Annotated in this window: 24 protein-coding genes and 1 other annotated feature; of the genes, 9 read left to right on the plus strand and 15 right to left on the minus strand. The window is 61.3% G+C overall.

Annotation, left to right across the window (positions count from 1 at the left end; all coding sequences use genetic code 11):
• The first annotated feature begins 150 nt into the window (after positions 1-150).
• Complete coding sequence (locus tag BHE01S_RS38225) at positions 151-489, plus strand: hypothetical protein (protein WP_157025823.1); 339 nt, start codon at positions 151-153, stop codon at positions 487-489.
• Positions 490-905: 416 nt separating this feature from the next.
• On the opposite strand, the gene BHE01S_RS38230 is transcribed toward BHE01S_RS38225, so the two are convergent.
• A complete protein-coding gene (locus BHE01S_RS38230; protein WP_157025825.1) occupies positions 906-1,118 on the minus strand; it encodes a hypothetical protein in 213 nt (70 codons plus the stop codon).
• A gap of 609 nt (positions 1,119-1,727) precedes the next feature.
• Between BHE01S_RS38230 and BHE01S_RS34460 the strand changes: the two genes are divergently transcribed.
• Positions 1,728-2,123: a MarR family winged helix-turn-helix transcriptional regulator gene (locus tag BHE01S_RS34460; RefSeq protein ID WP_157025833.1), complete on the plus strand. Its 396-nt coding sequence runs from the start codon at positions 1,728-1,730 to the stop codon at positions 2,121-2,123.
• A 298-nt stretch (positions 2,124-2,421) separates the two neighbouring features.
• Here BHE01S_RS34460 and BHE01S_RS34465 read toward each other — a convergent pair whose 3' ends face one another.
• The 4 genes from BHE01S_RS34465 to BHE01S_RS34480 all read right to left on the minus strand — a co-directional run bounded on the left by BHE01S_RS34465 (position 2,422) and on the right by BHE01S_RS34480 (position 5,750).
• Entirely contained in the window at positions 2,422-2,859 is a 438-nt protein-coding gene (locus BHE01S_RS34465; RefSeq protein WP_042272738.1) for a universal stress protein, read from the minus strand.
• A 182-nt stretch (positions 2,860-3,041) separates the two neighbouring features.
• The gene (gene petA / locus BHE01S_RS34470; RefSeq protein ID WP_042272741.1) at positions 3,042-3,662 is read right to left on the minus strand and encodes a ubiquinol-cytochrome c reductase iron-sulfur subunit; all 621 of its coding nucleotides are present in this window, start codon (positions 3,660-3,662) and stop codon (positions 3,042-3,044) included.
• 152 nt (positions 3,663-3,814) lie between these two features.
• Positions 3,815-4,246, minus strand: coding sequence for a carboxypeptidase-like regulatory domain-containing protein (locus tag BHE01S_RS34475; protein WP_052406233.1), 432 nt, complete (start codon positions 4,244-4,246; stop codon positions 3,815-3,817).
• A gap of 52 nt (positions 4,247-4,298) precedes the next feature.
• Entirely contained in the window at positions 4,299-5,750 is a 1,452-nt protein-coding gene (locus BHE01S_RS34480; protein WP_042272743.1) for a trypsin-like peptidase domain-containing protein, read from the minus strand.
• 373 nt (positions 5,751-6,123) lie between these two features.
• Here BHE01S_RS34480 and BHE01S_RS34485 point away from each other — a divergent pair, with 373 nt between their 5' ends.
• Positions 6,124-6,336, plus strand: coding sequence for a hypothetical protein (locus BHE01S_RS34485; protein ID WP_042272687.1), 213 nt, complete (start codon positions 6,124-6,126; stop codon positions 6,334-6,336).
• A gap of 458 nt (positions 6,337-6,794) precedes the next feature.
• Positions 6,795-7,466, plus strand: coding sequence for a cyclic nucleotide-binding domain-containing protein (locus BHE01S_RS34490; RefSeq protein ID WP_052406234.1), 672 nt, complete (start codon positions 6,795-6,797; stop codon positions 7,464-7,466).
• Positions 7,467-8,161: 695 nt separating this feature from the next.
• Here the strand turns inward: BHE01S_RS34490 and BHE01S_RS34495 are convergent.
• Positions 8,162-10,345, minus strand: coding sequence for a response regulator (locus tag BHE01S_RS34495; protein ID WP_042272690.1), 2,184 nt, complete (start codon positions 10,343-10,345; stop codon positions 8,162-8,164).
• A gap of 545 nt (positions 10,346-10,890) precedes the next feature.
• Between BHE01S_RS34495 and BHE01S_RS34500 the strand changes: the two genes are divergently transcribed.
• The 3 genes from BHE01S_RS34500 to BHE01S_RS34510 all read left to right on the plus strand — a co-directional run bounded on the left by BHE01S_RS34500 (position 10,891) and on the right by BHE01S_RS34510 (position 12,849).
• Positions 10,891-11,574, plus strand: a complete 684-nt coding sequence (locus tag BHE01S_RS34500) for a DUF4396 domain-containing protein (RefSeq protein ID WP_042272692.1) — start codon at positions 10,891-10,893, stop codon at positions 11,572-11,574.
• A gap of 85 nt (positions 11,575-11,659) precedes the next feature.
• Positions 11,660-11,986: a hypothetical protein gene (locus BHE01S_RS38235; RefSeq protein WP_157025827.1), complete on the plus strand. Its 327-nt coding sequence runs from the start codon at positions 11,660-11,662 to the stop codon at positions 11,984-11,986.
• Positions 11,987-12,060: 74 nt separating this feature from the next.
• On the plus strand, positions 12,061-12,849 hold the full coding sequence (locus BHE01S_RS34510) for a COG4705 family protein (protein ID WP_042272700.1): 789 nt from the start codon (positions 12,061-12,063) through the stop codon (positions 12,847-12,849).
• Between the two features lie 420 nt (positions 12,850-13,269).
• On the opposite strand, the gene BHE01S_RS34515 is transcribed toward BHE01S_RS34510, so the two are convergent.
• The 4 genes from BHE01S_RS34515 to BHE01S_RS34525 form a co-directional block, all read right to left on the minus strand.
• The gene (locus BHE01S_RS34515) at positions 13,270-14,673 is read right to left on the minus strand and encodes an ATP-binding protein (RefSeq protein ID WP_042272703.1); all 1,404 of its coding nucleotides are present in this window, start codon (positions 14,671-14,673) and stop codon (positions 13,270-13,272) included.
• The gene (locus tag BHE01S_RS34520) at positions 14,670-15,320 is read right to left on the minus strand and encodes a response regulator (protein WP_042272747.1); all 651 of its coding nucleotides are present in this window, start codon (positions 15,318-15,320) and stop codon (positions 14,670-14,672) included. Before BHE01S_RS34520 ends, BHE01S_RS34515 begins: the two co-directional genes overlap by 4 nt.
• Before the next feature lie 18 nt (positions 15,321-15,338).
• On the minus strand, positions 15,339-15,653 hold the full coding sequence (locus tag BHE01S_RS37445) for a DUF4148 domain-containing protein (RefSeq protein WP_084069571.1): 315 nt from the start codon (positions 15,651-15,653) through the stop codon (positions 15,339-15,341).
• Between the two features lie 86 nt (positions 15,654-15,739).
• Positions 15,740-16,450 (minus strand): IS6 family transposase, encoded by a 711-nt coding sequence (locus tag BHE01S_RS34525; protein WP_407669591.1) that lies wholly within the window; start codon positions 16,448-16,450, stop codon positions 15,740-15,742.
• A gap of 332 nt (positions 16,451-16,782) precedes the next feature.
• On the opposite strand from BHE01S_RS34525, the gene BHE01S_RS37455 reads away from it, so the two are divergent.
• Positions 16,783-17,271 (plus strand): PLP-dependent transferase, encoded by a 489-nt coding sequence (locus BHE01S_RS37455; RefSeq protein WP_245639947.1) that lies wholly within the window; start codon positions 16,783-16,785, stop codon positions 17,269-17,271.
• 127 nt (positions 17,272-17,398) lie between these two features.
• On the opposite strand, the gene BHE01S_RS34530 is transcribed toward BHE01S_RS37455, so the two are convergent.
• The 3 genes from BHE01S_RS34530 to BHE01S_RS34545 all read right to left on the minus strand — a co-directional run bounded on the left by BHE01S_RS34530 (position 17,399) and on the right by BHE01S_RS34545 (position 20,405).
• Positions 17,399-18,639, minus strand: a protein-coding gene (locus tag BHE01S_RS34530) for an IS3 family transposase (RefSeq protein WP_407669589.1) whose coding sequence is annotated in 2 segments (ribosomal slippage) — positions 17,399-18,333 and positions 18,333-18,639 — 1,242 coding nt in all. Because the reading frame shifts where the segments join, the coding sequence is not laid out codon by codon here.
• Positions 18,221-18,337: a sequence feature (AL1L pseudoknot), on the minus strand. It overlaps the preceding gene by 117 nt.
• Entirely contained in the window at positions 18,587-19,360 is a 774-nt protein-coding gene (locus tag BHE01S_RS34540) for a M20 family metallopeptidase (protein ID WP_157025829.1), read from the minus strand. The genes BHE01S_RS34530 and BHE01S_RS34540 overlap by 53 nt, the downstream gene beginning before the upstream one ends.
• A gap of 553 nt (positions 19,361-19,913) precedes the next feature.
• Positions 19,914-20,405: a PRC-barrel domain-containing protein gene (locus BHE01S_RS34545; RefSeq protein WP_042272752.1), complete on the minus strand. Its 492-nt coding sequence runs from the start codon at positions 20,403-20,405 to the stop codon at positions 19,914-19,916.
• A gap of 220 nt (positions 20,406-20,625) precedes the next feature.
• On the opposite strand from BHE01S_RS34545, the gene BHE01S_RS34550 reads away from it, so the two are divergent.
• A complete protein-coding gene (locus BHE01S_RS34550; RefSeq protein ID WP_042272713.1) occupies positions 20,626-21,309 on the plus strand; it encodes a glycosyltransferase in 684 nt (227 codons plus the stop codon).
• 24 nt (positions 21,310-21,333) lie between these two features.
• On the opposite strand, the gene BHE01S_RS34555 is transcribed toward BHE01S_RS34550, so the two are convergent.
• Complete coding sequence (locus tag BHE01S_RS34555) at positions 21,334-21,951, minus strand: SAM-dependent methyltransferase (RefSeq protein WP_042272715.1); 618 nt, start codon at positions 21,949-21,951, stop codon at positions 21,334-21,336.
• A gap of 16 nt (positions 21,952-21,967) precedes the next feature.
• Positions 21,968-23,014, minus strand: coding sequence for an acyl-CoA dehydrogenase family protein (locus tag BHE01S_RS34560; RefSeq protein WP_042272717.1), 1,047 nt, complete (start codon positions 23,012-23,014; stop codon positions 21,968-21,970).
• Positions 23,015-23,081 lie beyond the last annotated feature (67 nt).

A 23,081-nucleotide genomic window follows, 5' to 3' on the forward strand; every position in this document is an offset into this window, starting at 1 on the left:
ATCGGCTAGCCGACAGCACGCGGCGCGCCCTCAATACCGATTGGAGCAAAGGAAGCAGCGCCGTTTGTCGACGGAAGCTGTCTGGCAGACTGTCACAATGCCGCGTCGATTGTGGTGCATCATGCAGACGATCAAGCGCCGACCAACCGCATGAGCAATCCAAAAATGCCAATGCCGATCACCAGGGCGAAAGTCATGACAGGAAGTACGAGAATGATGACCCAAAGGGTCAGCTTCGATCGTTGCGATGCAGGCGACGATATCCGGTCGGGACGCGATTTCACCTCACCCTCCTTGCCTCATTCGCCGATTGGTTCGTCCGCGCCCAGCTTCGGGTGGACGAGTGCGATCGGAGGTATTGCAGCAATGCGTGTAGCCGATACTTTCACCCGTTTGTCTCAAACGCGCCATAAGCTGGTGCCTGAGACGGATTTCAACGAGTTTCGGGGGATCAAGCTTGCGCCCACCATCTCACCAATGCGCCGATGAAGCTCCGTGGTGCCTTGCGCCAGCAGCATGCGTGCGCTCGACCGCACGATCGCGACCGCAACTGATTCAATGTAGGTGGATATTGTTAAACCAAACTTTAGGCCGATCGGACCGTCGATACTACATGCCCCAGCGGGATGCCTTTCTTGTGGCAGGGCGATGTAGCCGACGTATCAAGCGGGATCAGGGCATCGCTTCGGTACCTGGGCGGAGCGTGTTGTGTCCTGCCCGAATCGGATTCAACGCGTCCATTCAGTCGGGCAGTTGCACCGGAGTCGTCGAGCAATTGCTTGCGTGCGTTCAAACGCATTGCACGGTACCAGCAGACGCGTCGGATGACATCCGGGTCCGGGTGTTGCGTTTCCCGCAGTACCAGCCTCTGCAATCACGCCCCGCTGGTCGTGCCCATGTATTCGTCAGCCTCCTCCTGCTCCGAGCCGGCGAAGAAGTTCCCTTCCCTCGGCGGTGAGGCGGAGGTTGCGATCGGAGGCGGCTTCCTGCACCACTTCAATCAACTTTGCCTGCTGAAGCGCAATCGCATCAGAATCGGTATGGCGCACTTGAGCTGAGGCACCAAGCACCAGCAGGAGAAGTGCAATTTCATGAAGACTCAGGACGGGCTTCATCATGTTTCCAGCGCAGGATAGGAGGTAACCGCCGTCAGACGGTCTCCGGGAGAATCGCTTACCCAATCGCCGTCGAACGACGCGTTCGGGCTGCAGCGAAGCACCTTACCTCCGGAAGCTGGCGCGAAGGTTACGGACTTCGACACGGGGACGACCAGCGAAGTTTCAGCGAGTCGCGAGGATGACTTCACGCGGCGGGGAAACGGCAGGACCTCGTGGTGTCGTCGCCTTGCCGTCGACTCGAACCGCGATGCACAGGCGAATGTTTTAGGGCGTGCGCCAACTGACACGTTCACTGCGCGACTTCGAATCACGTGCTTCGAACACCGAATGATCTCGCAGGTCAGCTAGCCACTTCGCCTCCCGGCTGGCCCGAACGCCAAGGGTCATCGGCGTAGTGTGAGGAAAGGGACCACACAGCAATCGGCGAGCGCCATATCTGCTCCGTCTGACTTTCGGGAGCAAATGGTTTGCCACCACGGCTTCGACCCCACGAAACACGCTTTTGCGCTACGAAGCAAGTCCGTCTATATTTTATGTCACGGAGCATCATGCTTCCTGTCCCAGATTTTCCGTCAGGGAGGGCTTATGTCACCGATACACCATAACGCGATGGTGAAGGCGACGAAGGCCGATCTGCAAGAGCTATCGGAGTTCCGTTACCGGCTTCGCCGTTTCCTTCGAATCTCGGAGGAACTCGCGCATGCGGAGGGCGTGACGCCGTTGCAGTACACGCTCATGCTGCATACGTGCGCATTCCCTGACCGCGACTGGGCGATCGTAGGTGAATTGGCGGATCGCCTGCAGGCGTCGTCGCATGGTACTGTCGCGCTGATTTCGCGTTGTGAGGCTGCCGGACTGGTCACGCGAGTGCCAGGCACACACGACCGTCGTCAGGTGGAAGTACACCTGACGCCTTCCGGTGAGCACCGCCTGCTCAGGCTCGCTGCCTTGCACAAGGCCGAGGTACAGTCTTTCGGCTGGCCGTTTCGCAAACGGGGGAAGTAATCCATCCACCACGTTGCTGGCCGGACTTCACGGTGCGTCAGCGTTTGCGAAAATCGAAGGCGTTCGCAGCCGCCGTTGCCCTTGAGATCGATATTGGGCGAAGCGCCCTGGCAGTGCGCGGCAACGGCAACATTCCCTCTGGCATCGCCTCCACTGACGTCGTCGTGCCCTGTACTGATGGCTCCTGCGAACACAGGCAGCGGGAAGCCACATCGTACTCGCGTTGCCGTCAACACCCAGCATTTGAAGCCGGCGACCTCATGTGCGCAGGTGCTGACGCCCGGGCACCAGTTTTCGGCTATCGGCTGTCAATCACAACCAGAACGCCGCAGCGGACGCGGTCAAGAAGCAGGCGCTCGGTGTCCCGGCGCCACCACCGGGCAAGCCGGCCTATCTTGTGGTGCCCCAGAACGATGAGGTCAACGTTCAGGAACTCGGCATAGGACGGAATCTGTTCCATCGGATCGCCAATCGCAAGATGACCCCGGGCGAAAACGCCGCGCGATGCAAGATCCGCCACACCCTCCCGGAGGATCTCTTGTGCCGTCTGCTGTTCAATCGCATCAACATTGACGAGCGGCGCATCATAATTTGCTGCCCAACCCATTTGGTCCACCACGGCCAGCAGGTGCGCTTCGGCGTTCAGTCCGAGGGCGAGCGCGGCACCCTCGTGCAGCGCCTTGCGTCCCTGGCGCGTGGCGTTATAGCAGAGCAGGATCCGACTGTAGCTTGCCATCTTCATAGCCTCCTGTTGTCACGGCAAAAAACGAAAGCTTTGCCACTTTGTCACGATGTGACATAAGTCGTGTTCTACCCGGCTCACAGGCGCTGTGCAAACGCCCGATAACCGCAACAATACCGCCTGCGTTGCAGGGGGGCGCCGACGAACTCAAGGAATTCGGACCTCGGTTCTCACCCTCAAGCTTCTCCGTGTTCGTCCTTTCCAATGATGACACCCGTCGACGACGCAAACATGAATCGTGGCACATCCAGATTCTGCGGAGCCGGTTTGTCCTTGAAGACGCGTCCTGCAAGATCGTATGTCGAGCCATGGCAAGGGCAGAGAAAGCCGCCGGGCCAGTTGTCCGGCAGGCTCGGTTGTGCGCCGGGCTGGAACCGGGGGATGGGCGTGCAGCCAAGATGGGTGCAGACGCCGACGAGAACGAGAATGTTCGGATGTTCGGGGCGCGACCGGTATTCGTTTCGGCAGTATGCCGGCAGTGGCATCGAGAATGGGTGGTCGGTGTGGGGATCAGCGACCATTGGATCAGCCTTGACCACCGCTGCGAGCATATTCGCGGTGCGGTTGACAACGAATACCGGCTTTCCGCGCCACGCGACCGTCGTCATGGAACCGGGCATAAGCGTGGTCAGGTCAACATGCACTGGAGCGCCGCCGGCCTTGGCGCTCTCTGGTGGGGCAAACGAGTCGACGAAGGGGACGAGCGTCGTAGCGCCAGCGATGCCGCCGGCCACCATCGTTGCAATCAGCCATGTGCGACGCTGCCTGTCGAGGGGTTTCACGAGATCAGTTTTCATCATAAGCTTCGCGCGTCGATGCCGCCGCTCCATGCCTCCCCTGGACGCCCCGGGGGACCACGCTGCCCGCGGTCGCGGCATCGCCTTAGGCGCCGGGATCACCAGTGGCCCCAGGCGGAACGTGTTCAGTCGACGCCACCGATGCAAGCGCTTTACATTGACCACAGGTAGAACTCGTGGACGTGTGCGGACGGGCTGATTTGCACCTCACGAGATTCGTCCTTGCCGTTATAGCGGGCGGTTACGCGATACTGGCCGTCTGGTAGCGATGCGAGCAGGAACGGACCCGCTGCGGTCGTTTTCAGTACGGTGTGTCCGTGCAGGTCATATATCTCTACCGGAACGTTGGCGAGATACACGTTCCCGCTGTGTCCCGTCCCGGCGAACTCGATCGTGAGCGGATACCGGTGCATCGCGTCCTTGATGGCGGTGGATTCGCTCAGGCCAATCCCACCGCTCAGGAACGCGATATCTCCCTGATGCTGTACAGGGGGAAGGGAGTCCGTCGCTGCGAACGCATATTGCGTGCAAGCGGCGAGTGCCAGAACCGTGAGAAGCGGTTTCATCATTGAAGCGTGTTTCATGTTGACCTCCAGGGGACAAACGGCCGTGTGACATCTGCACGCGGCGAGTCAACTAGCCAATGTCAAGGGTCACGAACATCCGTTGCCCATTGCGCAAAACCAGCAAGGCGATCGCATTTCCGCTGGTCTCGACTTTCTGCCGGAATTGGGCTGGACTCGATACGCGTGCGTTGTTGACCATAAGGATGACGTCGCCTGGCTCGATCCCGGCGAATGCAGCGGGCCCGACACTCTTTTCGACACGCACGCCTCCCCTGGCGCCGATCTCGCGTTGTTCGTCAGGCGTCAGACCACGAACTGTCAAGCCATCGGGAGCGCTGGCCTGCGCAAAGGCGGCGGACTGCGAAGTGGCTTCGTTGAGCCGACCGAGCACGACCGTTGTATCGTGAGTAGTGCTTCCCCGCCAATACGTGAGGCGTACTGTCGAGCCCGGCATGAGGTCAGCAACAGCCACAGGCAATTGCGCTGAATCGTTGATCGCGACACCATTGATTTGCAGGATCACATCGCCGGGCCGCAGCCCCGACTTTGCCGACGGCCCGCCTGGATCGACGGAACTCACGAGTGCACCTTCGGGTTTGGCAAGGCCAAAGGATTGCGCGAGCGGGCCGCTGACGTCCTGGATAGCGATGCCGAGCCGGCCGTGTTGCGCCTTATGGAACTGCTGCAACTGCCGTTCGACCTTCATTGCTTCATCGATGGGAATCGCGAATGCGAGGCCCTCGGCATTGCTTATCACATCGTTGACCGGCGTCTCGATACCAACGACGTCCCCGGCGAGATTGAAAACCGGGCTTCCCGCATCGCCGGCTCCTTCCGTCAGGTCCGTTTGAATAAGCGGTATGTACGATTCCTGTGGGAGTGTCCTCGCAATGTTACTGATGATTCCCGCCGTCACCGTATCATTCAGGCCATAAGGTGAACCAATGGAGGCCACCCACTGACCCGCCTTCGCGTCGGATGTGGAGCCGATTACGACGGTCGACAGGCCCGTTGCGGGAATCTTGAGGAGCGCAATTCCGCTGGCCGGGTCGTTGCCGACCAGTTCGGCCTTGAATTCACGGCCATCCCTGAGTGTCACCCGGATTCTCGTGGCACCCGAGACAACCTTTGAATTAGTGAGAATATACCCGTCAGGGTTGATGATGAAGCCCGTGCCGAGTGATTGCGACGAGGTTCCTGGTGCGCTGCCGAATTCAGATGAAAACTGCTGGAACAGGCTGGCAAGTGGATCATTGCCATTTCCCGTCGGTGGCCAGAGCGGTGTCACGCGCGCTTCTGGCGTTGCCCCCCGTGTGCTGACGTTGACCACGCCCGCCGCGTTGTCGCGAGCCAGAGCGGAAAAATCCGTCACAATCGGCGGCGTCTGATCACGCGACAACCTTGCAGCACTATCCGATGCCGCGCGGGACTGGACCGGTGTCATACCGGGTTGCGCCATGCAGCCTTGGGACATTGCTGCGACGACCACGATCGTCAGGCGCGTCAGATTGCTGTACGCCATCTCACTACTCCCCGCGGTCGCGTCAGATGTCGTCATCAAATGGGACGTCTGGACGCGATCCCCGAATTCCAACAATTTCAATCTAGGCGGCGATCGTTAAACGGACCTTAAATTGAACACGCCACGCGAGTGGTCCAGCGCGTGTCCCGGCGGATTCGAAGCGGGCGTGGAGAAAAAACCTGGCGTACGTGCGTCGCGCGATGACTGCGGGTGCTGGTGCGCTTGCGCACCAGGACTTGAAAAAGGGCCGCGGCAATCGGCGTCGTCTATCAGTCAAAGCGGGCAGTCTTGCGCTTGCGCGCAATACCCGGTCAGATCTTAAGGACGTTTTAATTCTGCCAATTTATTTTCGAGGTAAGGCGAGCGGCGTTCGATGCCGCCCTTGCTGTGGGGTGTCGGCGCAAGCAGTGCTCGTCACCCTGAAGCGTCGGTGGTAGCAGAAGGTGAGGGGGATGCCATGGGTAACGTTTTGCATAACTGGATCCTGATCGGAAGCAACGCCTACGACGAGTACACGTTCGTGCCGTGGTTGGAAAAGAATGTCTATCGGCGTACGGTCGATCTCAGTCGAATCTGTATTCAGTGAACACGACGTGAGCGTAACGGAGAGTTGCCCATGAACCTTTTTCTGGGTGTTCGCCGTCTGGAACGTCTGACCGTGGCCGCAGCGCGACCTGGCTATCTATGCGGGCGCCAGAAATCAGAACGCAAGTCAGCCGCGCGACCCGGGTTCGGGGAGACAGCGCCTGAGGTGGATAAGAAATAGTCTGTCGGGACGATGCTTGCGCGGATAACGGGCAAATCACGTCATGTAACGAGTGGCGACTCGGCGATGGCATTGCTTCGAACTTCGACGGAACACACCATAACTCGCATACAGAGGGGCGAGTGATACGGTAAGGCTGTTCTGAAGAGCGAGTGCAGGAGGTGAAAGTGCATCAGTGGAAAGTCAGCGGAGCCGGTGCATGCACTCTCACGATACCGCTTCCAGTTTCCGTCAAACTGGATCAGATTGTGATCGGTGGAAGGGGAGTAAAGGGAGCGATGTGGATCAACTACGTTGATTTCGCCGGTACGCCGCACGATCCCATGGAACTGGAGGAGGCCCACTTCGAGTTTGGTGGATCCGCCATACATATCGTACATCGGGGCGATGCGCTTTACCGTTCCGACGACGAGTGCAGACACCTCTTTGTCGTTCGCTCAGGATCCTTCAAATCGGTCATGGCCGATGGGCGAGGGCGCTCGCAGGTCGTCGGGTTCAGAATAAGCGGTGAGGTGCTCGGCCTCGGGGGATTGTCGAACGGTCGTTACGGCTGCGATGCGATAGCCCTGGAAGACAGTGCGGTCTGTGATATTCCCCTTGAAGTACTCGAGAGTGCGTGTCACGGCACCATGCCACTGCAGCGTCATGTGCATCGATTGTTGAGCCGGGAAATTGCGCGGGAGGCCAGCCTGTTGCTACTGCTCGGACGGATGAACACAGAGCAGCGGATCGCCACGTTTCTGCTGGACTTTTCGGTTCGGCTTCATGCTCGTGGGTACTCTGCAACGGAGTTCCGACTACGTATGACGCGCGATGAAATCTGCAGTTTCCTCGGCATTGCTCCCATTACCCTTAGGCTGGGCTTGGGTCGGTTGCAGGAAAAGGCCTTTGTGATCGTGCGTGGCGATGACGTAGCAATTCTGAATCCGGGGGGACTCGCGGATATATGAGCAGAGACTTACCACTTCCCGATCGACGTCATCTCCATCGTGGCCGACTTCGAATTCGAGGAGGAACATCTCGCGTACGACGATGGTGACGGTCAACGGTTCGAGGCAGCAGGCTCGTGGAAGCCGGCAGGCTCACTCTACGGGCCCGCGGCTTTTTTCGGATGACTTTCGGTGGTATTAGCTTTCTTCCTCGCGACTAGGTTCAGGGTATGCGCGAGCTGCGGGTTGTCAAATGGTATATTGCGGAGGACTCGTTGGTTTGTCTGGTATGTTCATGCGCGCGAGAACGTTCTCGGTGCACGGACCACAGATCGCTCTTTTATTGGCTGGCGCGAAAAATTACATGGAAGAGGCGATGCTCCTTTTTGGGAGTACGTCATTCCCTTCTACGGAACAGGCTGGGCGAGCCCCGTGGCCTCGCTATCGGTGCGCGCGACATTCGTAGCCTCTGCCAAGCCTTCGTGTGTTTGTGCGCCCGGATGGCTTTGGCGTGCATGGCATCCCGGTTGAAACTGCCAGTCTGGATTCGATGAAATGGCGCTGCGTACGGCACAGGGAGCAATTCCAAGGCCTCTAGCCGTTCGATATGCGGTTGGTCCAGTGCGCTTTGGCACGTGCCCATCTGAAATGGGAGGCAGAACTCGGATGGGGCGGAAAGTGCTACACGCCAACCACTGCCAAACCAGCGAGCCAGCTCAATGGAGGGCACCGTCTGCCCCGCGCCCAGCATGCTGCTGGAGATGGCGCTCAAGCACATCAGGATTGCAGGGCTTCGCAAAAACCTGCACGTCGAGCGATTCCAGACCGTCCAGTGACTCCCACGCGAAGCCGGTGAGAAGCGTGACATTTAGTGTCGGGTAGCGCCTGCGGATTTCCGCAGCTAGCCGCACGCCGCTCATCGACCCAGGCAACTGCACGTCTGACAGGACAGCGTCGAACGAATTCGCTCCACCTTCAAGCGTCGCAAGGGCCGTCTGTGCGTCGCCAGCATGGATCACGGTGTGGCCCATTGTTTCGAAGAGCGACTGCTGTGCCTGTGCGACGAGTGGATCGTCCTCCACCAGCAGCAGCCGCAGTTGGCGGTGCGTAGTCGCATAAGTGGCCGTCGGCTCGACGTGGATGGCTGCGGCCGGTTCGGCGCGTGGAATGTAGAGGCCGACCATTGTTCCGAAATCACGCCGGGTCTCAAGCGTGACGAAGCCGCCGGCGCGCTCGCAGAATGCGCGCACCTGGACCAGACCGAGGCCAGTGCCGTGGCCCGTGGGCTTGGTCGTGAAGAATGGTTCGAAGGCGCGAACCTCGGTCGCAGCGTCCATCCCGTTGCCTGCGTCAGCGAACAGGAGGCAAACATATTCGCGGTCTGGCGCATCCGGGAGTGGCGCGGCGCGAGCATTGCCAACACGTAGCGAAGCCCGCCCGCCGTCGGGCATGGCATCGCGTGCGTTCACCGCGAGGTTGAGAAGCGCAAGCTCGAGTTCTGCCGCGTCCACGCGAATTGGCCACACGTCGGCCTCGACGTGCTGGGTAAATGTGATCGAGTCGCCAAGCGCTGAGCGCAGCAGCGGATAACCCTCCCATAGGCGCATGTCGACAACGGCCGGTTGCAGTGGCTGCTTTCGTGCGACGCCGAGCAGCCTGCGCGTTAGCGCCTGCCCCTTGACGATCACTCCTTCGACGGACTCCAGCGCCTGCTGCGCGTTATCGGCAGAGCGCGTGCCACGAGCCGTATGGGCCGCGATCGCCATGAGGACATTATTGAAGTCGTGAGCGACCATCGCCACCATGTTGCCCAGCGTCTCAAGCCGTTGGCTCTCGGCGCGCGCACGCTCATGGGCGGCGAGTGCCAGGCGTTGTACGTCGAGCTGCCGCCATGCGTCTTCCTCCCGGTCCAACCGGCGCAGATAGAGTAAGAGCAGCAGGACGATGATTGCGGCCGGTCCAAGTGTCGTGAGGACGAGACGGGTGGATTGCTCTATCCAGGCCGCACGCAGTGGCGTGATCGGCCATGCGGCGACCACATAGGCGTCGTATGCACCCACTCGACGGTAGGCCACGATGCGTCCGTGATCATGGTCGGCGCCCGGGGCCGGCAGTCGCAATGCACCTTCGCTGCTTCTCTCACGCAATGCGATTGCGAGTGCGGAATGGGCCGACGTTGCCCATTTTTCGCTTCCAGCGTCGGGATACCAGACGAGCGGGACAGCGTCAGCTGTCAGCAGACCAAGGTGCAACGGGCTGTCGGGAGCGCGCAGGTCGCGAAAGAAGTCGCGATAGTAGGCCAGGTTCATGGAGACAGAAACGAGCCCTCCAAACCTGCCACGCGCATCGGTCCAGCCTTGCGCCACATTGAACGTGTGCACCCCCGTCACGCGACTCACCATCGGCTGCGAAATGTGAAGGATGGCAGGAGCGGCGCGGACCACATCGAAATCCCTGCGATCGGCAACATTAATCGGACCCGTGGTCGGGTGGCTCGAAACCAGCAGCTCGCCACTGCTGCTAAACACGTTGATCGACAATATCTGTGGGTAGCCTGCGCCAAGCTCGCTCATCTGTGCGCGCACAGCTGCCGAAGAATGCCGGATCTGCCGCTCGCTCATGTGTGAAACTCGCTCAACGAGGCGCGGAATCAACGTGGCATCGATGTCGAAAAGCTTCACCGCCTGCTGCTGGGCAACGCTGACGGAACGCACCGTAGATTCGGTGGCAGCGTCGAGGCGCTCGTACCAGTCATTGCGAACCTCGACGGCGAGATAAAGCGTCGGCAGCGCGATGGCTACTGCCATGAGTGCCTGCACGACGCGCCGCACGCCACGAAAATGCGATGCGCGCAGCTTGCCAGCCGGCAGGAGCGGGTCGTTGGTTTCAGAAGAGCGCATGGAAAAGTGATCCGGGAAAGCCGTCCTGCTGTACCGCGCCGTGCGGCTCAGGGCTGCGTGGGAGCATTTCCTGTTCCCGGGGTGACGTGTTCCCGCCACCGGCCTTCTGTGAACGCCTATGCCAGGCCACGACCAGAACCGGAACCGGTTGGCGGTCCGTTCAGCCGGACGGTCGGGAGTATCCGGGCCGTTCCCGGCGATGGGATCCGCTTGCATCATCGCCCGTTAAGGGAAGCGTTCATGCCGTGTCCGCTCGCGCCTGCCAGGACGAAAGAGGGCACCAGGGAACGACGATTGCGGCGGGTCCATGGCGTTCGTGCGATCGGGCGAAAAGAGAAGGGTTACACAAATTGCGAATGATTCGGCCTCGGCCTTGCGCGACATCTGCTTTCGCTCAAACTGGAGCGCCCGCTTGCCTGCCGCGGTGGCGCGCTGCGATTCGACTTCCGCGAACGTCAGGACATTCAGCTTGCGTACCCGGTTATCCAGCGTCAGCAGGATGCCGGACCCGGGATAACGCCGGGCACTGAGTTTCGGAGTAGCGAATGGATCAAAACGGATTTGATATATTTGTGAGCCTGTGGCTGGCTGCGAGCGTACTTTCTGCGGTATGGGTTACCTGGGACGTGACCGGAGGCGGGCGGCCGCAACGCATGACTGTCATGGCCTTCGTATGGCCGTTGACCATGTTGTACTGGGGCCCGGCAGGGCTTTTCTTCTATCTATTGCTGGGACGGGCAACGCCCGTCGCAGAACGTGGGCGACATGAGAGCGGTGACAAGCCGGCGCCGCCGATGTGGCGTGCGGCGTTCAAGGGAGCAACGCACTGTGGCGCGGGCTGCGCGCTCGGCGATTTCATCGGCGAATGGATCGCGTTCGCTCTTGCTTTCACCGTAGCAGGCTCGAGACTTGGCGGAAACCTGCTTCTCGCCTTTGTGCTTGCCTATCTGATTGGCATCGCGTTCCAGTATTTTTCGATCGCACCGATGCGGGGACTGGGTCCGCGCGATGGCATCATTGCCGCCGTGAAGGCCGACACGATTTCGCTGATGGCCTATGAGGTGGGCATGTTCGCATGCATGATTGCGTTCGCCCTGACGTTTCCCACACTCGAGCCGATCAACGCGCGTTACTGGGTGCTCATGCAGTTCGCAATGATAGGCGGCTTCATTACCACCTACCCAGTGAACTGGTGGCTCATCAGGCGCGGTGTGAAGGAAAAGATGTAAAACGCTTCAACGTAACCGGATCGCTGCCTTGTCGAGGGGGCCTCCCATGCATCGGGTTTCAATGCATCGTGGTTTCGAGATTCACGTGACGCTGACGCAAGCTTGCGCGGGGCTCTTTCACGCAACGTTCCAGATCAAGGGTGGCAATAACGCCGCCGTGATCGATGAACTTGGTGCTGAAACGAAGGTTCGAAACGGACCGTTCGCTCCAGAAAAAGCACTTCTGGTCGCACAGGAAGCTGGGCGAGCGACAATCGATGCGATCATCGGGGAAGACGAGTGGCAAATGCCGAGGTGTGGACTGAATATGGCGAGCACGAGTGGCGGCAACACGGGATTGCGGAGCGCTCCCTCATCTCGTCGAGTGACAGCGCTCGACGGACGTGCCGAATGCTGGCAGTCCGCGCGTTAAGCCAGCGTTAAGGCTTGCGCGCATAGGCTGAAATGGTTTGCATTTGCTAATCACGTTGATCTGGGAGAGCACAGATGAGTCCGATTGTGAGGGACACGTACGAAGAAGCATTGAGCAAGGTGCCCGCACTCACGCTGGGCTTCTGGATAATCAAGGTCGCAGCGACGACTCTCGGGGAGACTGGCGGCGACTGGGTCACGATGTCGTTAAACCTGGGATACCTGATCGGCACGATGATTTTCTTTGTGGCCTTTGTTGTCCTGGTGTTCGCACAGGTTCGCGCCCGGGAATTCAAGGCTTATCTCTACTGGGGTACGATTGTCGCTACGACTACCCTTGGTACCACACTGGCCGACTTTAGCGACCGGTCGCTCGGCATCGGCTATCCCGGTGGTGTCTCAATCATCGTCGCCCTTCTTGCTGCCAGTCTCGCGATCTGGTATCGGGCCGAAGGGACGGTGTCGATCGAGAGCATCACGACAGCACGTGTTGAGTGGTTCTACTGGACGACCATACTGTTCTCGCAAACACTGGGTACTGCCCTGGGAGATTGGGTGGCTGACCCCGACAGAGGCGGTCTCGGGCTGGGTTTCGAAACGGGCGCCGTGATCTTCGGGGCAGGGCTCGTCGTCGTCGGCCTGCTGTGGCTGTGGCCGCGGGTTTCGCGCACGGCGCTCTTTTGGGTCGCGTTTGTGCTGACGCGCCCACTCGGGGCCACGCTTGGCGATCTACTCGACAAGCCTGTCGCCCAGGGCGGTCTGCATTTCAGCCGGTTCTATGCTTCGGGCATTCTTTTCGCTTTTATCGTCGTCTGCATCATGCTGATACCGCAACGGGCTGCGCGCCGGGCGCCTTCGGCTTGAACGTGGAGAAAAAAGGAGGCCCCGATCATAAGGTCGGGGCCTTCGAAAGGTGATGCTGGCGAATAGCCCAGAACGGACAGGACTGCCGCCCAGTCAATCACCTGCGTGAAGAGGGCACGGCGCGGTGCGGGTTGCTCCCAGCACCAGCGCCCGTTCTGACTTTACGCGGCAAATCCTTAAGGTTACCTTATTGTTCTGGACGACGGGTGGGCCTTGTTCCGTTGACTGAAAGGCCGCTCGTGCCGAAAAGGGGATCTCGGGTCGCGTACTCCGAACATGCATGGTCGTTACGTGAAGGACGTATGGGAAGGGCAGGGATGATTTCAGGCGACCTGCCCATGAAAGCCTGACGAAGCCCGGCGTCCCGGCATGACCGGGAATGGCAATGCCAAGGGATGGCGGCCTCCTTTGAGGCATCGCTCAGGCGGCGCGTCGAGCTGTTGCAGCGGGCGCGCCCGCCTGGTCCGTTCCTGAAGTCTTCGGAGCGCTGTTCTCGGGGACTGGCCGGGGAAAGCGAAAGCGCACGTTCAGACCTTTGCCGTCGGCGCCGCTGTCGAGCGCGACGACAGCCTGATGTTGCCCGGCAATGCGGCTGACGATCGACAGCCCGAGACCACTGCCGGAGGCGCCGTGTCCGCTTCCTCGATAAAAGCGCTCCCACACGCGTTCGCGATCCTCAACGGCGATACCGGGTCCAGTGTCGCATACCCTGAGCGTCGGCGAGCCGTCGTCGCATTTCACAACGACATCGACACGCGCACCCGGGCCAGCATACCGGATGGCGTTGTCGACCAGATTGTTGAGCAGTATACGAAGACCGTCCTCGCTGCCGCGAACCTGCACCGGTGAATCGGCAACCAGGCCGAGGTCAATTCCGTTTGCCTGCGCAAGACGCGCCCGCTCGCCAACAACCGAACGCGCCAGTAAGGTGAGATCCATAACGGACATGGGCGGAGGCATCGAATCGGGCCCGAGGCGCGCGAGCGTCAGCAGTTGTTCGGCGAGATGGGAAAGGCGCGCGGTGCCTGTACGAATCTGTGCGGTGATGAGGTCACGTTCTTCCACGCTGAGCGCCTTCGGCAGCAGGTCTGCCTGCAGCCCGAGGCCCATGATTGGTGTTCGAAGTTCGTGCGCGGCGTCAGCAATGAAATCGCGCTGGGCCGTAAATGCGTCGTCCAGGCGCTGCAGCAGATCGTTGAGCGCGTCAACAAGCGGCTTGACTTCGCCGGGCATTGCTGTGGTGTCGATTGTCTGCATGTTGTTCGCGTCCCTCCGTTTCAGATTTGCGGCGATATCCCGCAGCGGCCTCAGGCCGTAGCCGATCCCGAACCACAGAAAGAGGGCAAGCACCGGGATCAGCGACAGCACTGGCCAGAAGAGGTGCATCGCGATCTCGGCCACCGCTTCCCAGCGCGCACGCCTGGCCTGCGCGACGCGAACGAGCATGTCGCCGTCTCGCGTGACGTACGTGTGCCAGAGTTGGCCCCCGACGATGATGTCTGCGAATCCCGCACCGGAAGTCGCCGGAAGCGGCGAGTCAATGTCCGTGCTGAATATGGGCGTACTGCCCCGCCAGACCTGGAGGAGCACGGCATGAGACTGTTCTCCTGAGAGACGGTCCGCGTTCGCGCCCTGCAATCCTCGCAGCGACAGATGTCCGTCCGGCTCGACCACGACGTGCTGGGCGACTGCCTTTAGCTGATCGTTGAGCAGTTCGTCCAGTTCCGCCAGTGCCCCACGATACGTCGCCGCGCTCGCAAGCAGTCCGGTGAGCAATGTGGCAGGGAGCAGCCACCAGAGGAGGCGCCGGCGTAGCGAATTCAATCGATCTCTCCCATCTGGTAGCCGACTCCACGCACGTTCCGGACCGCCTGAGTGCCAAGTTTGCGGCGCAGGTTGTGAATGTGGACCTGGATCGTGTTGCTGCCGATCTCCTCGTTCCAGCCGTACAAGCGCTCTTCAAGCTGCTCGCGCGACACGACGATATCGGGATCCTGCAGCAGCGCAAATTCGCGTGTCGTCATCGGTACTTCTGCTTCCCACAGCCAGACGCGATGCTGCGCCGGGTCGAGCCGCAGCGGTCCGACGTGCAAACTGGTTCGTGAATGCCCAGCCTGACGCCGGCGTACCACGCGCATGCGCGCGAGCAGCTCATCGAGCGCGAACGGCTTGACGATGTAGTCGTCGGCGCCGCCGTCGAGGCCCGCAACGCGGTCCGGTACGGCGTCGCGGGCGGTGATGATGATCACCGGCGTGTCGTCATTGCGCTGGCGCGCTCGCGCAAGCAGGGTGAGCCCGTCCAGCTTTGGCAACCCCAGGTCGAGCAGGACGAGGCCGTATGAGGTTGTCCGAAGGGCGAGTGCCGCGGCGTCACCGTCCTGGGTCCAGTCAACCGCAAATCCCTCGCGTTGTAATCCCTGCTGCAGTCCGCCGCCGATCAGTGTGTCGTCCTCTACGAGAAGTATGCGCATCGATCTGATCATTCCTTGTCAGTGATGGCCGTAGAGCGAGTCCCACGTCGGCTTTGAGACGCGATGACCCGCCTGCGACGTACCCGCGGACGTGCCGCCGTAAGCTGTCCCGGCGTTACCGGCCGCAGGATTCTGCGCGGTAACGCGAGCCTCTGCCGCCTGGATATCGCCAGGATAATGCGTTTTGCTCGGCCTGTAGCCTGCATGCTGGAGCTGCACCAGCTCGGAGCGGACCTGTGCGCGAGTCACAGGATCGTTTGACGGCCGCGCAGAGGCAAAAGTCGGCACCGTAATAGTGAGAGAAAGGATAAGTGCAGCAAAAAGCGTTCTCATGATGGGTTCCTCCCTGATGGACCTGTCTGCAGGGTTCTGGTGCAAATAGGTAATCCGGTTGAGAAGCTTCCTATAGACAGGACACCTTATCGACTGGACAGGACAGCATTCCATACGGCGGATGCAGTGGCACCCTTGAGGCCAAACTTCGAGAGATCGAACTGACCCTTGCGGATGCGATGCGTCAACGCGATGCCTGAAATCGTGGTCGCGGCGCTCCTGAACCGTTTGAAGCCGAGCATCACGTTCGTTCTCGATTTGATATGACGATGGTCCTGCTCGATCACGTTGTTTAGATACTTCGACGACCGGACCTTCGTGTCTTCAGGCAGCAGGCCATCGGCCTTCATCTCGCGCACCGCGCGGTGCGAGGCTGCATAGCCGTCGAGCGTAATGGTCTCCGGCGGCTGGCCCTGATGTCTGATGGCCTTGTTGAAGAAGCCTTTGGCCGCGGCCACGTCGCGCCTCGCCCTGAGCATGAAGTCCACCGTCTCGCCGGCCCGATCTACCGCACGGTACAGGTAGACCCACCTGCCACGAATCTTCAGGTAAGTCTCGTCGACACGCCACGAACGACCGGCAGGCGTGGCAAAGCGGTTCCAGCGTTTGACGAACTCGGGCGTATAACGCTTCACCCAGCGCAGGATGGTCGTGTGAGCCAGCGACAAACCCCGTTCGGCCATCATCTCGACCAGATCGCGTAGGCTGAGCTTGTAGCGCAGGTACCAGCGAACACACAGAATGATGATCTCCCGATCAAAATGGCGCCCGTCGAACAACTCCTCCAGACTCTTCAGCTTTTTCATCGCCGGACATCAGTTCGTTTCGTTCCGACAACTCTAACCGATTCGCCGTCCGCATTTGCACCAGAACCATCTCTTTGTGCAAGGCCGCCGAAGTGCGATTGTATGGTTGCGTCAATGCGGCCGTTAGCGAGGTCGCTAAAGAGTAGACCATCGTTGTCGTAGTCCACAAAGACCGAATTTTTGAGATGCGAGCGTGACCAAACCTCGTTAGACGTTCCTGTTACGACGCCGACTTTCTTACCAGCCAGGTCGCTGGGAGATCGAACCGACGAGTTCTTTTCGTTCACCCAAATCCGGAAGTCCTCGACGCCATTCTTACGATGATGGACAACACGTGGGCTAGTCCGCTCGCGTACAAACCTTTGTTGCACGGCGTCGACTTAGTGGTTGAGGCAGCGTCGAAGTTCTTCTCAGGGCACTCTGATCTGTTAATGGGCTCAATCTGTACCAACAACTTCCATCTCTACGAGCAATTGCGTGAAGCCCAAGCTACGATGGGTCTGGCAGTCGGGTCCGATGACTGCTTTCTTGCTTTGCGAGGGCTCGAAACCTATGAGCTTCGTTACAGAGAACAGAGCCAAAACGCATTACAGATTGCGCGCTGGCTCGAGGCTCATTCCGCCGTCAACCAGGTCCTTTTCCCCCCACTCGAAAGCGATCCCGGGCATGCGATCTGGAAGCGTGATTTCAAGGGAAGCGGGTGCCTACTTTCCTTCGTACTGAAACCTGCTCCGAAAAGGCCTTTGCGTCTCTCTTTGAGTCGCTTACCGTGTTCTCCATCGGCGCTAGCTGGGGTGGCACCCATAGTCTGATTGCCTTTTACCCAGCCGAACTTCAGCGCGCTCGTCGAAAATCGCCGACTGACGGACCGGTCTTGCGAATTTCAGTTGGTCTAGAACTGAACCGCGCCGGGTTTGTCGGAGACCGCCGAGTTTGGCGCTACGCCGCGCGAGCGGAGAGCGCCACGTTCCGATTGTAGACTTCCTCTGCTTCTGCCGGGGACACGTACCCAAGCGGGCTGAGCAGCCGGTGGTGGTTGTACCAGTGAACCCATTCGAGCGTTGCAAGTTCGACATCCTGGAGCGTACGCCATGCGCGCCGATGCACGACTTCGGCCTTGTACAGTCCATTGATCGTCTCGGCCAGCGCATTGTCGTACGAATCGCCAACACTTCCGGCCGATGGTTGCACGCCAGCATCCACTAAACGTTCGGTGTACCGAATGCTGAGATATTGCGACCCGTGATCGCTATGATGGATGAGCCCGGGCGCCGGCTGGCGATCGTGTAACGCCTGGTTCAGCGCGTCCAGCACGAAGTCAGTTCGCATCGAGGCTGACACGCGCCAACCGACAATACGCCGCGCAAACACGTCGGTCACGAAGGCCACATACACAAAGCCAGACCATGTCCAGCAATAGGTAAAATCTGCGACCCACAGCGCGTTGGGCCGATCGGCCCGGAACTGACGCCTGACCCGGTCCAGCGGGCACGGCATCGAATCGTCTCGCTGTGTTGTCCTGATCCGGCGACCACGCCGCACACCTTCGAGGCCCATCGCCTTCATCAGGCGCGCAACCGTGCAGCGCGCGACCTTCACGCCATCGCGCAGCAACTGGCGCCAGACCTTGCGCACACCATACACGCCAAAGTTCTCGTCCCACACCGCCCGGATGAGGACCTTCAGTTGAGCATCGCGACGCGCTCGCGCTGACCATTGCTCCGGATCGCTGCGCCGTCCAGCGTGCCGGTAATACGTCGACGGCGCGATCGGCAGCAGGCGGCAGATCGGCTCGACACCGTAGACGTCGCGATGCTCGTCGATAAACGCAATCATGGCTTTGATCGGCGGTCGAGCTCCGCCTGCGCGAAATACGCCGAGGCCTTGCGAAGAATCTCGTTGGCTGTGCGCAATTCGCGATTCTCGCACTCCAGTTCCTTCAGACGCGCCAGTTCGGCAGTCGTCGCCCTCGATCGTTGGCCACGGTCGCGCTCAGCCTGGATGATCCAGTTGCGAAGCGTCTCACGCGACATCCCCATCTTCGAGGCGATTGAGCGGATCGCCGCGCCCTGCGTCTCATATTCGTGTTGGTGCTCGAAGACCATCCGGACCGCCCGCTCACGAATCTCATCCGAATACCGCGTCCCGGTGGGCTTCCTTACCTTGCTTTCGTTTTCCATACTTCAAATCTCCTGTTACAGCCAAGACCCAAAGTCTCCTACATTTCCGCGGCGGTTCATGACCGGCCGCCCCCGTTGCTGTGACGTCGACCCACAGCAGTCCTTTCTCGGCGACGGCGAAGTTCATCCAGCCAGGGCCCTCGCTGCTGATCAGGTAATCGCCGTAGAGGTCGGGGTTCTGCTGCAGCACGAAGGGCGAGCCGCGTGAGCCGAACATAACTTCGTCGGACACGCCGGTCAGGCTCAGCGTTCCCCGCAGGCCAGGCAGACGGCGCTGGACGATCTTCATGGCAAGAGCCATGGCTGCCAGCGCGCCCTTCATGTTCCCCATGTCAAGCCCGTATAGACGGCCGTCCTTTCGGGTCAGTTCCAGCGTCGGCACGGTCCACGAGGAGAGGTCGCCGGCAAGCATGGTGTCCATATGAGCGTTGAACACCACGTGGGCACCGGGGCGGTCGGCCGCGAGCGTGCAAACAACGTTGGGCGCTTCGTCGTCGGCCGCCACGGTGCGGGCCGGCAAACCCTGTGCCGTCAGAAACGCTGACAGCGTGCGGGCCATCTGCGCAGTGTTTCCCGGCGGATTGGCGCTCTCGGCCGCAACAAGCCGTGCGCAAAGTTCGACCAGCGCTTCCCTGGCCGCTTCGACGTCTTCCTTTACGACTCGAACGAGATCGGCATCGTTCACGTCGATGTCGATCGACTGCGCGGTTGTCTGATCCATTTTCCTGACCGTGAGGTTAAGCGTCGGTTGTCTGATGGACGCCTTCGCGAACCGCGTCGGCACTTCGCCCCACGATCTGCAAGCACGAAGCCTCGGAGAACGAGCTACCGTCAACTCAGGAATAAAATCCGATACCGCCAGGGACAACGCAGCGAACGTCTTGAGGAGAGAAGGCGCAGTCCGCTATTCGGGCGTTCAGCCCCGCGTGGTCCGCAAATAGCGTCGGCCAGAGGACCCGGGCACTGCGGCGGTGCCGGTGGGGCGGATGGCGCGGCGCCACATGGCGGTCGTGCGGGCCCGGGCCAGTCGACGGCAGCACCAATGAATTCGGTATGATCTGTGTATGCCTGCAGCATTCGGCAAGTTCCGCGAAGTGGTGCGAAGGCACGAGCATACCAGCCCGCTATGTGCGTGTACGCGCCTTGAATCCCTGCGAATCCCGAGTGCGTCCGCAAGGCTTCGAACTCAGGAGGCAGCGCGTCGTACCGGACATGGGACGGGAAGAAAAAAACTGGCGCCCCTCGCAAGGGGCGCCACGCGCTAAAGCCCGCAATCACACGTCGATGGGGCGGTCATGCAGGCCGCCTGGCGTTTCTACCCCAGTCGGATCGAGACCTGTCGGGCCGGATAGCCAGTATGGACGGCGACCGTAGTAGTCATGCAGTTGCGTGCCCCACGTCTGGTCCGCCATCGAAGGCCAGTGATCCTTGTCGAATCCTGGGTCGTCCTTGATGCGCTGCGCGCTGATGTCGACGCGGAAACACTTCTCCGCGGTGTCGAGCGTGAGTGCACCCCAGGGGATCGCGTGCAGCGTGTTGCCCATGCCGAGGAACCCGCCTTCCGACAGCACGGCATACGCAACCCGGCCGCTTCGTACGTCGAGCATGATGTCGGAGATCTTGCCCACGTGCTCGCCGTCGGACGACATGACCTTGTTGCCGTCGAGTGTTGCAGCAGCCATGACCTCGGGTCCGGGGCCTTCCCCGACCCCGCCGCCCGTGATACTCGCGCCACTGCCGCCTGATTGAGATCGAAGCATAGTCATTTTCAACTCCTTCGTCTGGTGGAGAACACAGAAGCGCAATTCGTATTCCGTGTGATCGCCCGCACCGGTTCAATACAGCGCCTCGCCAGGCATCCGGCGTGCTCGGAAGGTGAGCGCCGGCGAGCTGCGAGTCAGCGCCGGGGAGCGGTGGCACTTCGCCGCGTTCGCGCTTATGGAGCTTCCAGATGACGCAAATTCTTACCAATACCAGGGAGTTCGAATGATCGGAGTGGTCATTCCGGCGCACAACGAAGAGCGGTTGCTCGGCGCATGTCTCGCCTCTGTGCGTTGCGCCGCTTCGCATCCATCGCTGGAAGTCGAAGCGGTCCACACGCTCGTGGTGCTCGATGGATGCACCGACACGTCGGCGCAGATTGTGGAGGACCTCGGTTTCGAAGCGATGACCATTGATGCGCGCAATGTCGGCGTAGCCCGTGCCGCCGGTGCGCAGGCCGTGCTCGCACGCGGCGCGCGCTGGCTCGCCTTCACAGACGCCGATAGCCGGGTCGCGCCCGATTGGCTGGTTGCGCAACTCGCATTGGGAGCGGACGCCGTGTGCGGTCCCGTCTCCGTGGCCGACTGGAGCAATCTTGCGCCTTCGGTGCGCGGAACATGGGCGCGGCGCTATTGCGACGCGGACGGGCATCGCCACGTTCATGGCGCGAACCTGGGCGTGGCGGCACACGCCTACCGGCGCGCCGGCGGCTTTCCGCCCCTGCCATGCAACGAAGACGTCGCACTGGTTGACCTGCTGATCGCAACAGGCGCGACGCTCGCCTGGAGTGCGGCGCCGCGCGTGGTCACGAGTGGACGCCTCGACGCACGCGTGCGCGGCGGTTTCGGCGACACGCTTGCGGCATGGACCGGCAATATCGGTGACAGTGAGCCATCGGTCGCGCCGTAGTCGGCCACGTTCCGGGCTTCGCCTTCACTCGCGTTCGCGATGCGCGACAGTTTGTGTATCGCAGCTCCAGGCATCGAGCAGGAAATCGGCGTCGTCAATCTGCACCACACGATTCAGCGAAGCATTCGCCGCCGCCTGCGCGAATATGCCGTGGACCTGTGCGCTTTCCAGCATCCATGTCTCACCGCCGTGACGCCAGTGGCAGCACGCGAGCGTGCCTTCGTCGGCAAGCGTTGATGCGGCAAGTGCCGCGAGCGACCCGCATTCGCGCGCATCGAGGTAATAGGCAAACTCGCTCACGACGATCAGGTCGAAGCGACCGGCGGGCCAGTCACGCGGCATCGCGAGCCGTTGCACCTCGACACCCGCGAGCGACGCCAGCCGCGCGCGTGCGGCGGCGACGGCACGTGGCGAAAAATCTGCGCAGAGCAGGCGCTCGCAGCGCCGCGCCAACTCGGTGGATAGCACACCGGTCGCGCAGCCCGGCTCGAATGCACGGCGATAGCGACCGCGTGGGAGCGCGGCGAGGAGGAGTGCGCGCTTGCGCGCCTCGTACCAGCTATCGGTATAGCGCCATGGGTCCGCGTCGACGGCGAACTTTTCGTCGAAGTACCTGGCGCGCAATGCGGTCAAACGTTCCATCGTTATCCTGCCCAAGCTAAATGCGCCAGTCTTCGCCGGAGGCGACCACGGTGGCGGCAAGTGCCGCGAGATCGGCTTCAGCATGGCTCTGGCGCACGAAGACAGGCAGATCGGCGGCCATGCGCGCAAACCAGCGGTCGCGGCACAATGGGCTCGCGCCCAGGCCGCGCGCGCAGGCCTGCAGCGTAATGTCGACGGCGTTCTCCGCCGCGCCCCGCGCGCGCAACGCGAGCTGCCTGGCATCCGCCTGGGGCGCGGCGTCGATGGCGTGGGCACACTCGCGCAGGCACGCCCGCGCGGCGACGAGTGCCACGTCGGCCGCGCCAAGATGAGCCTGCAAATGCGGATCGTCGCGGCGCGAGGCGGCGTCGCGCAGGCGCGCGGCGAGCGCTGCCGCCGCGCCGTACCAGCAGGCCGCGATTCCCGCGCCCCCGTGCCAGAAACCCGGGCGGCAGACATAGCCACTTCGCTCTCCCACGAGCATCGCGCGCGCACTGTGAAAATCGACTTCGACGCTCTGTGTAGCCTGCATGCCTACGGCCTCCCAACCGCGCGAGCTGATCGTCACGCCCGGCTGGCCCATGGGCACCGCTGCGATCCAGTCCGCACCGTCCTCATCGATGCAGGTAACGAGTGCGCGCGTGGCGAACCGCGCCCCCGAGCACCACGCCTTCGTACCGTCCAGCCTGATCCGCGATCCGTCGCGCGAGGCGAAGTACACTTCGTTGCGTGGCGAGCGTGCAGCCCACACGGCCCAGATCGCAGGCGTGGGAGAGGGCGGCGCACATCCGTCGATGCGCGCGTCTGGAGACAGCTCTGCGAGGATCGCGAGTGCGTCGGCGTGCGCTTCGTAAATCTTCACGAGCGCGAGATCGCGCGCCGCCAGAGCAGCGAGGAATTGCCAGCGCATCAGCGTAGCGCCAGCCCCAGGCAGAGGCAGTGCGGGAAAGGCGGATACCAGGCGTTGCGCAGCATGCGCAAGCGTGCTTCCGTCAAGCGGCATCGGTTCGTCGGTCAGCACGACATCGAGTTCCGCCTGCCAGCGCGAAGACAGCCCGGACATGGTGAACTCCTTCCCATTGCATCGTCAGGCGCAAATGACGCAAGGCGCGTGCCCTCGAAGGAGCAGG

The organism is Paraburkholderia heleia NBRC 101817 (assembly GCF_000739775.1).
GTDB lineage: Bacteria > Pseudomonadota > Gammaproteobacteria > Burkholderiales > Burkholderiaceae > Paraburkholderia > Paraburkholderia heleia.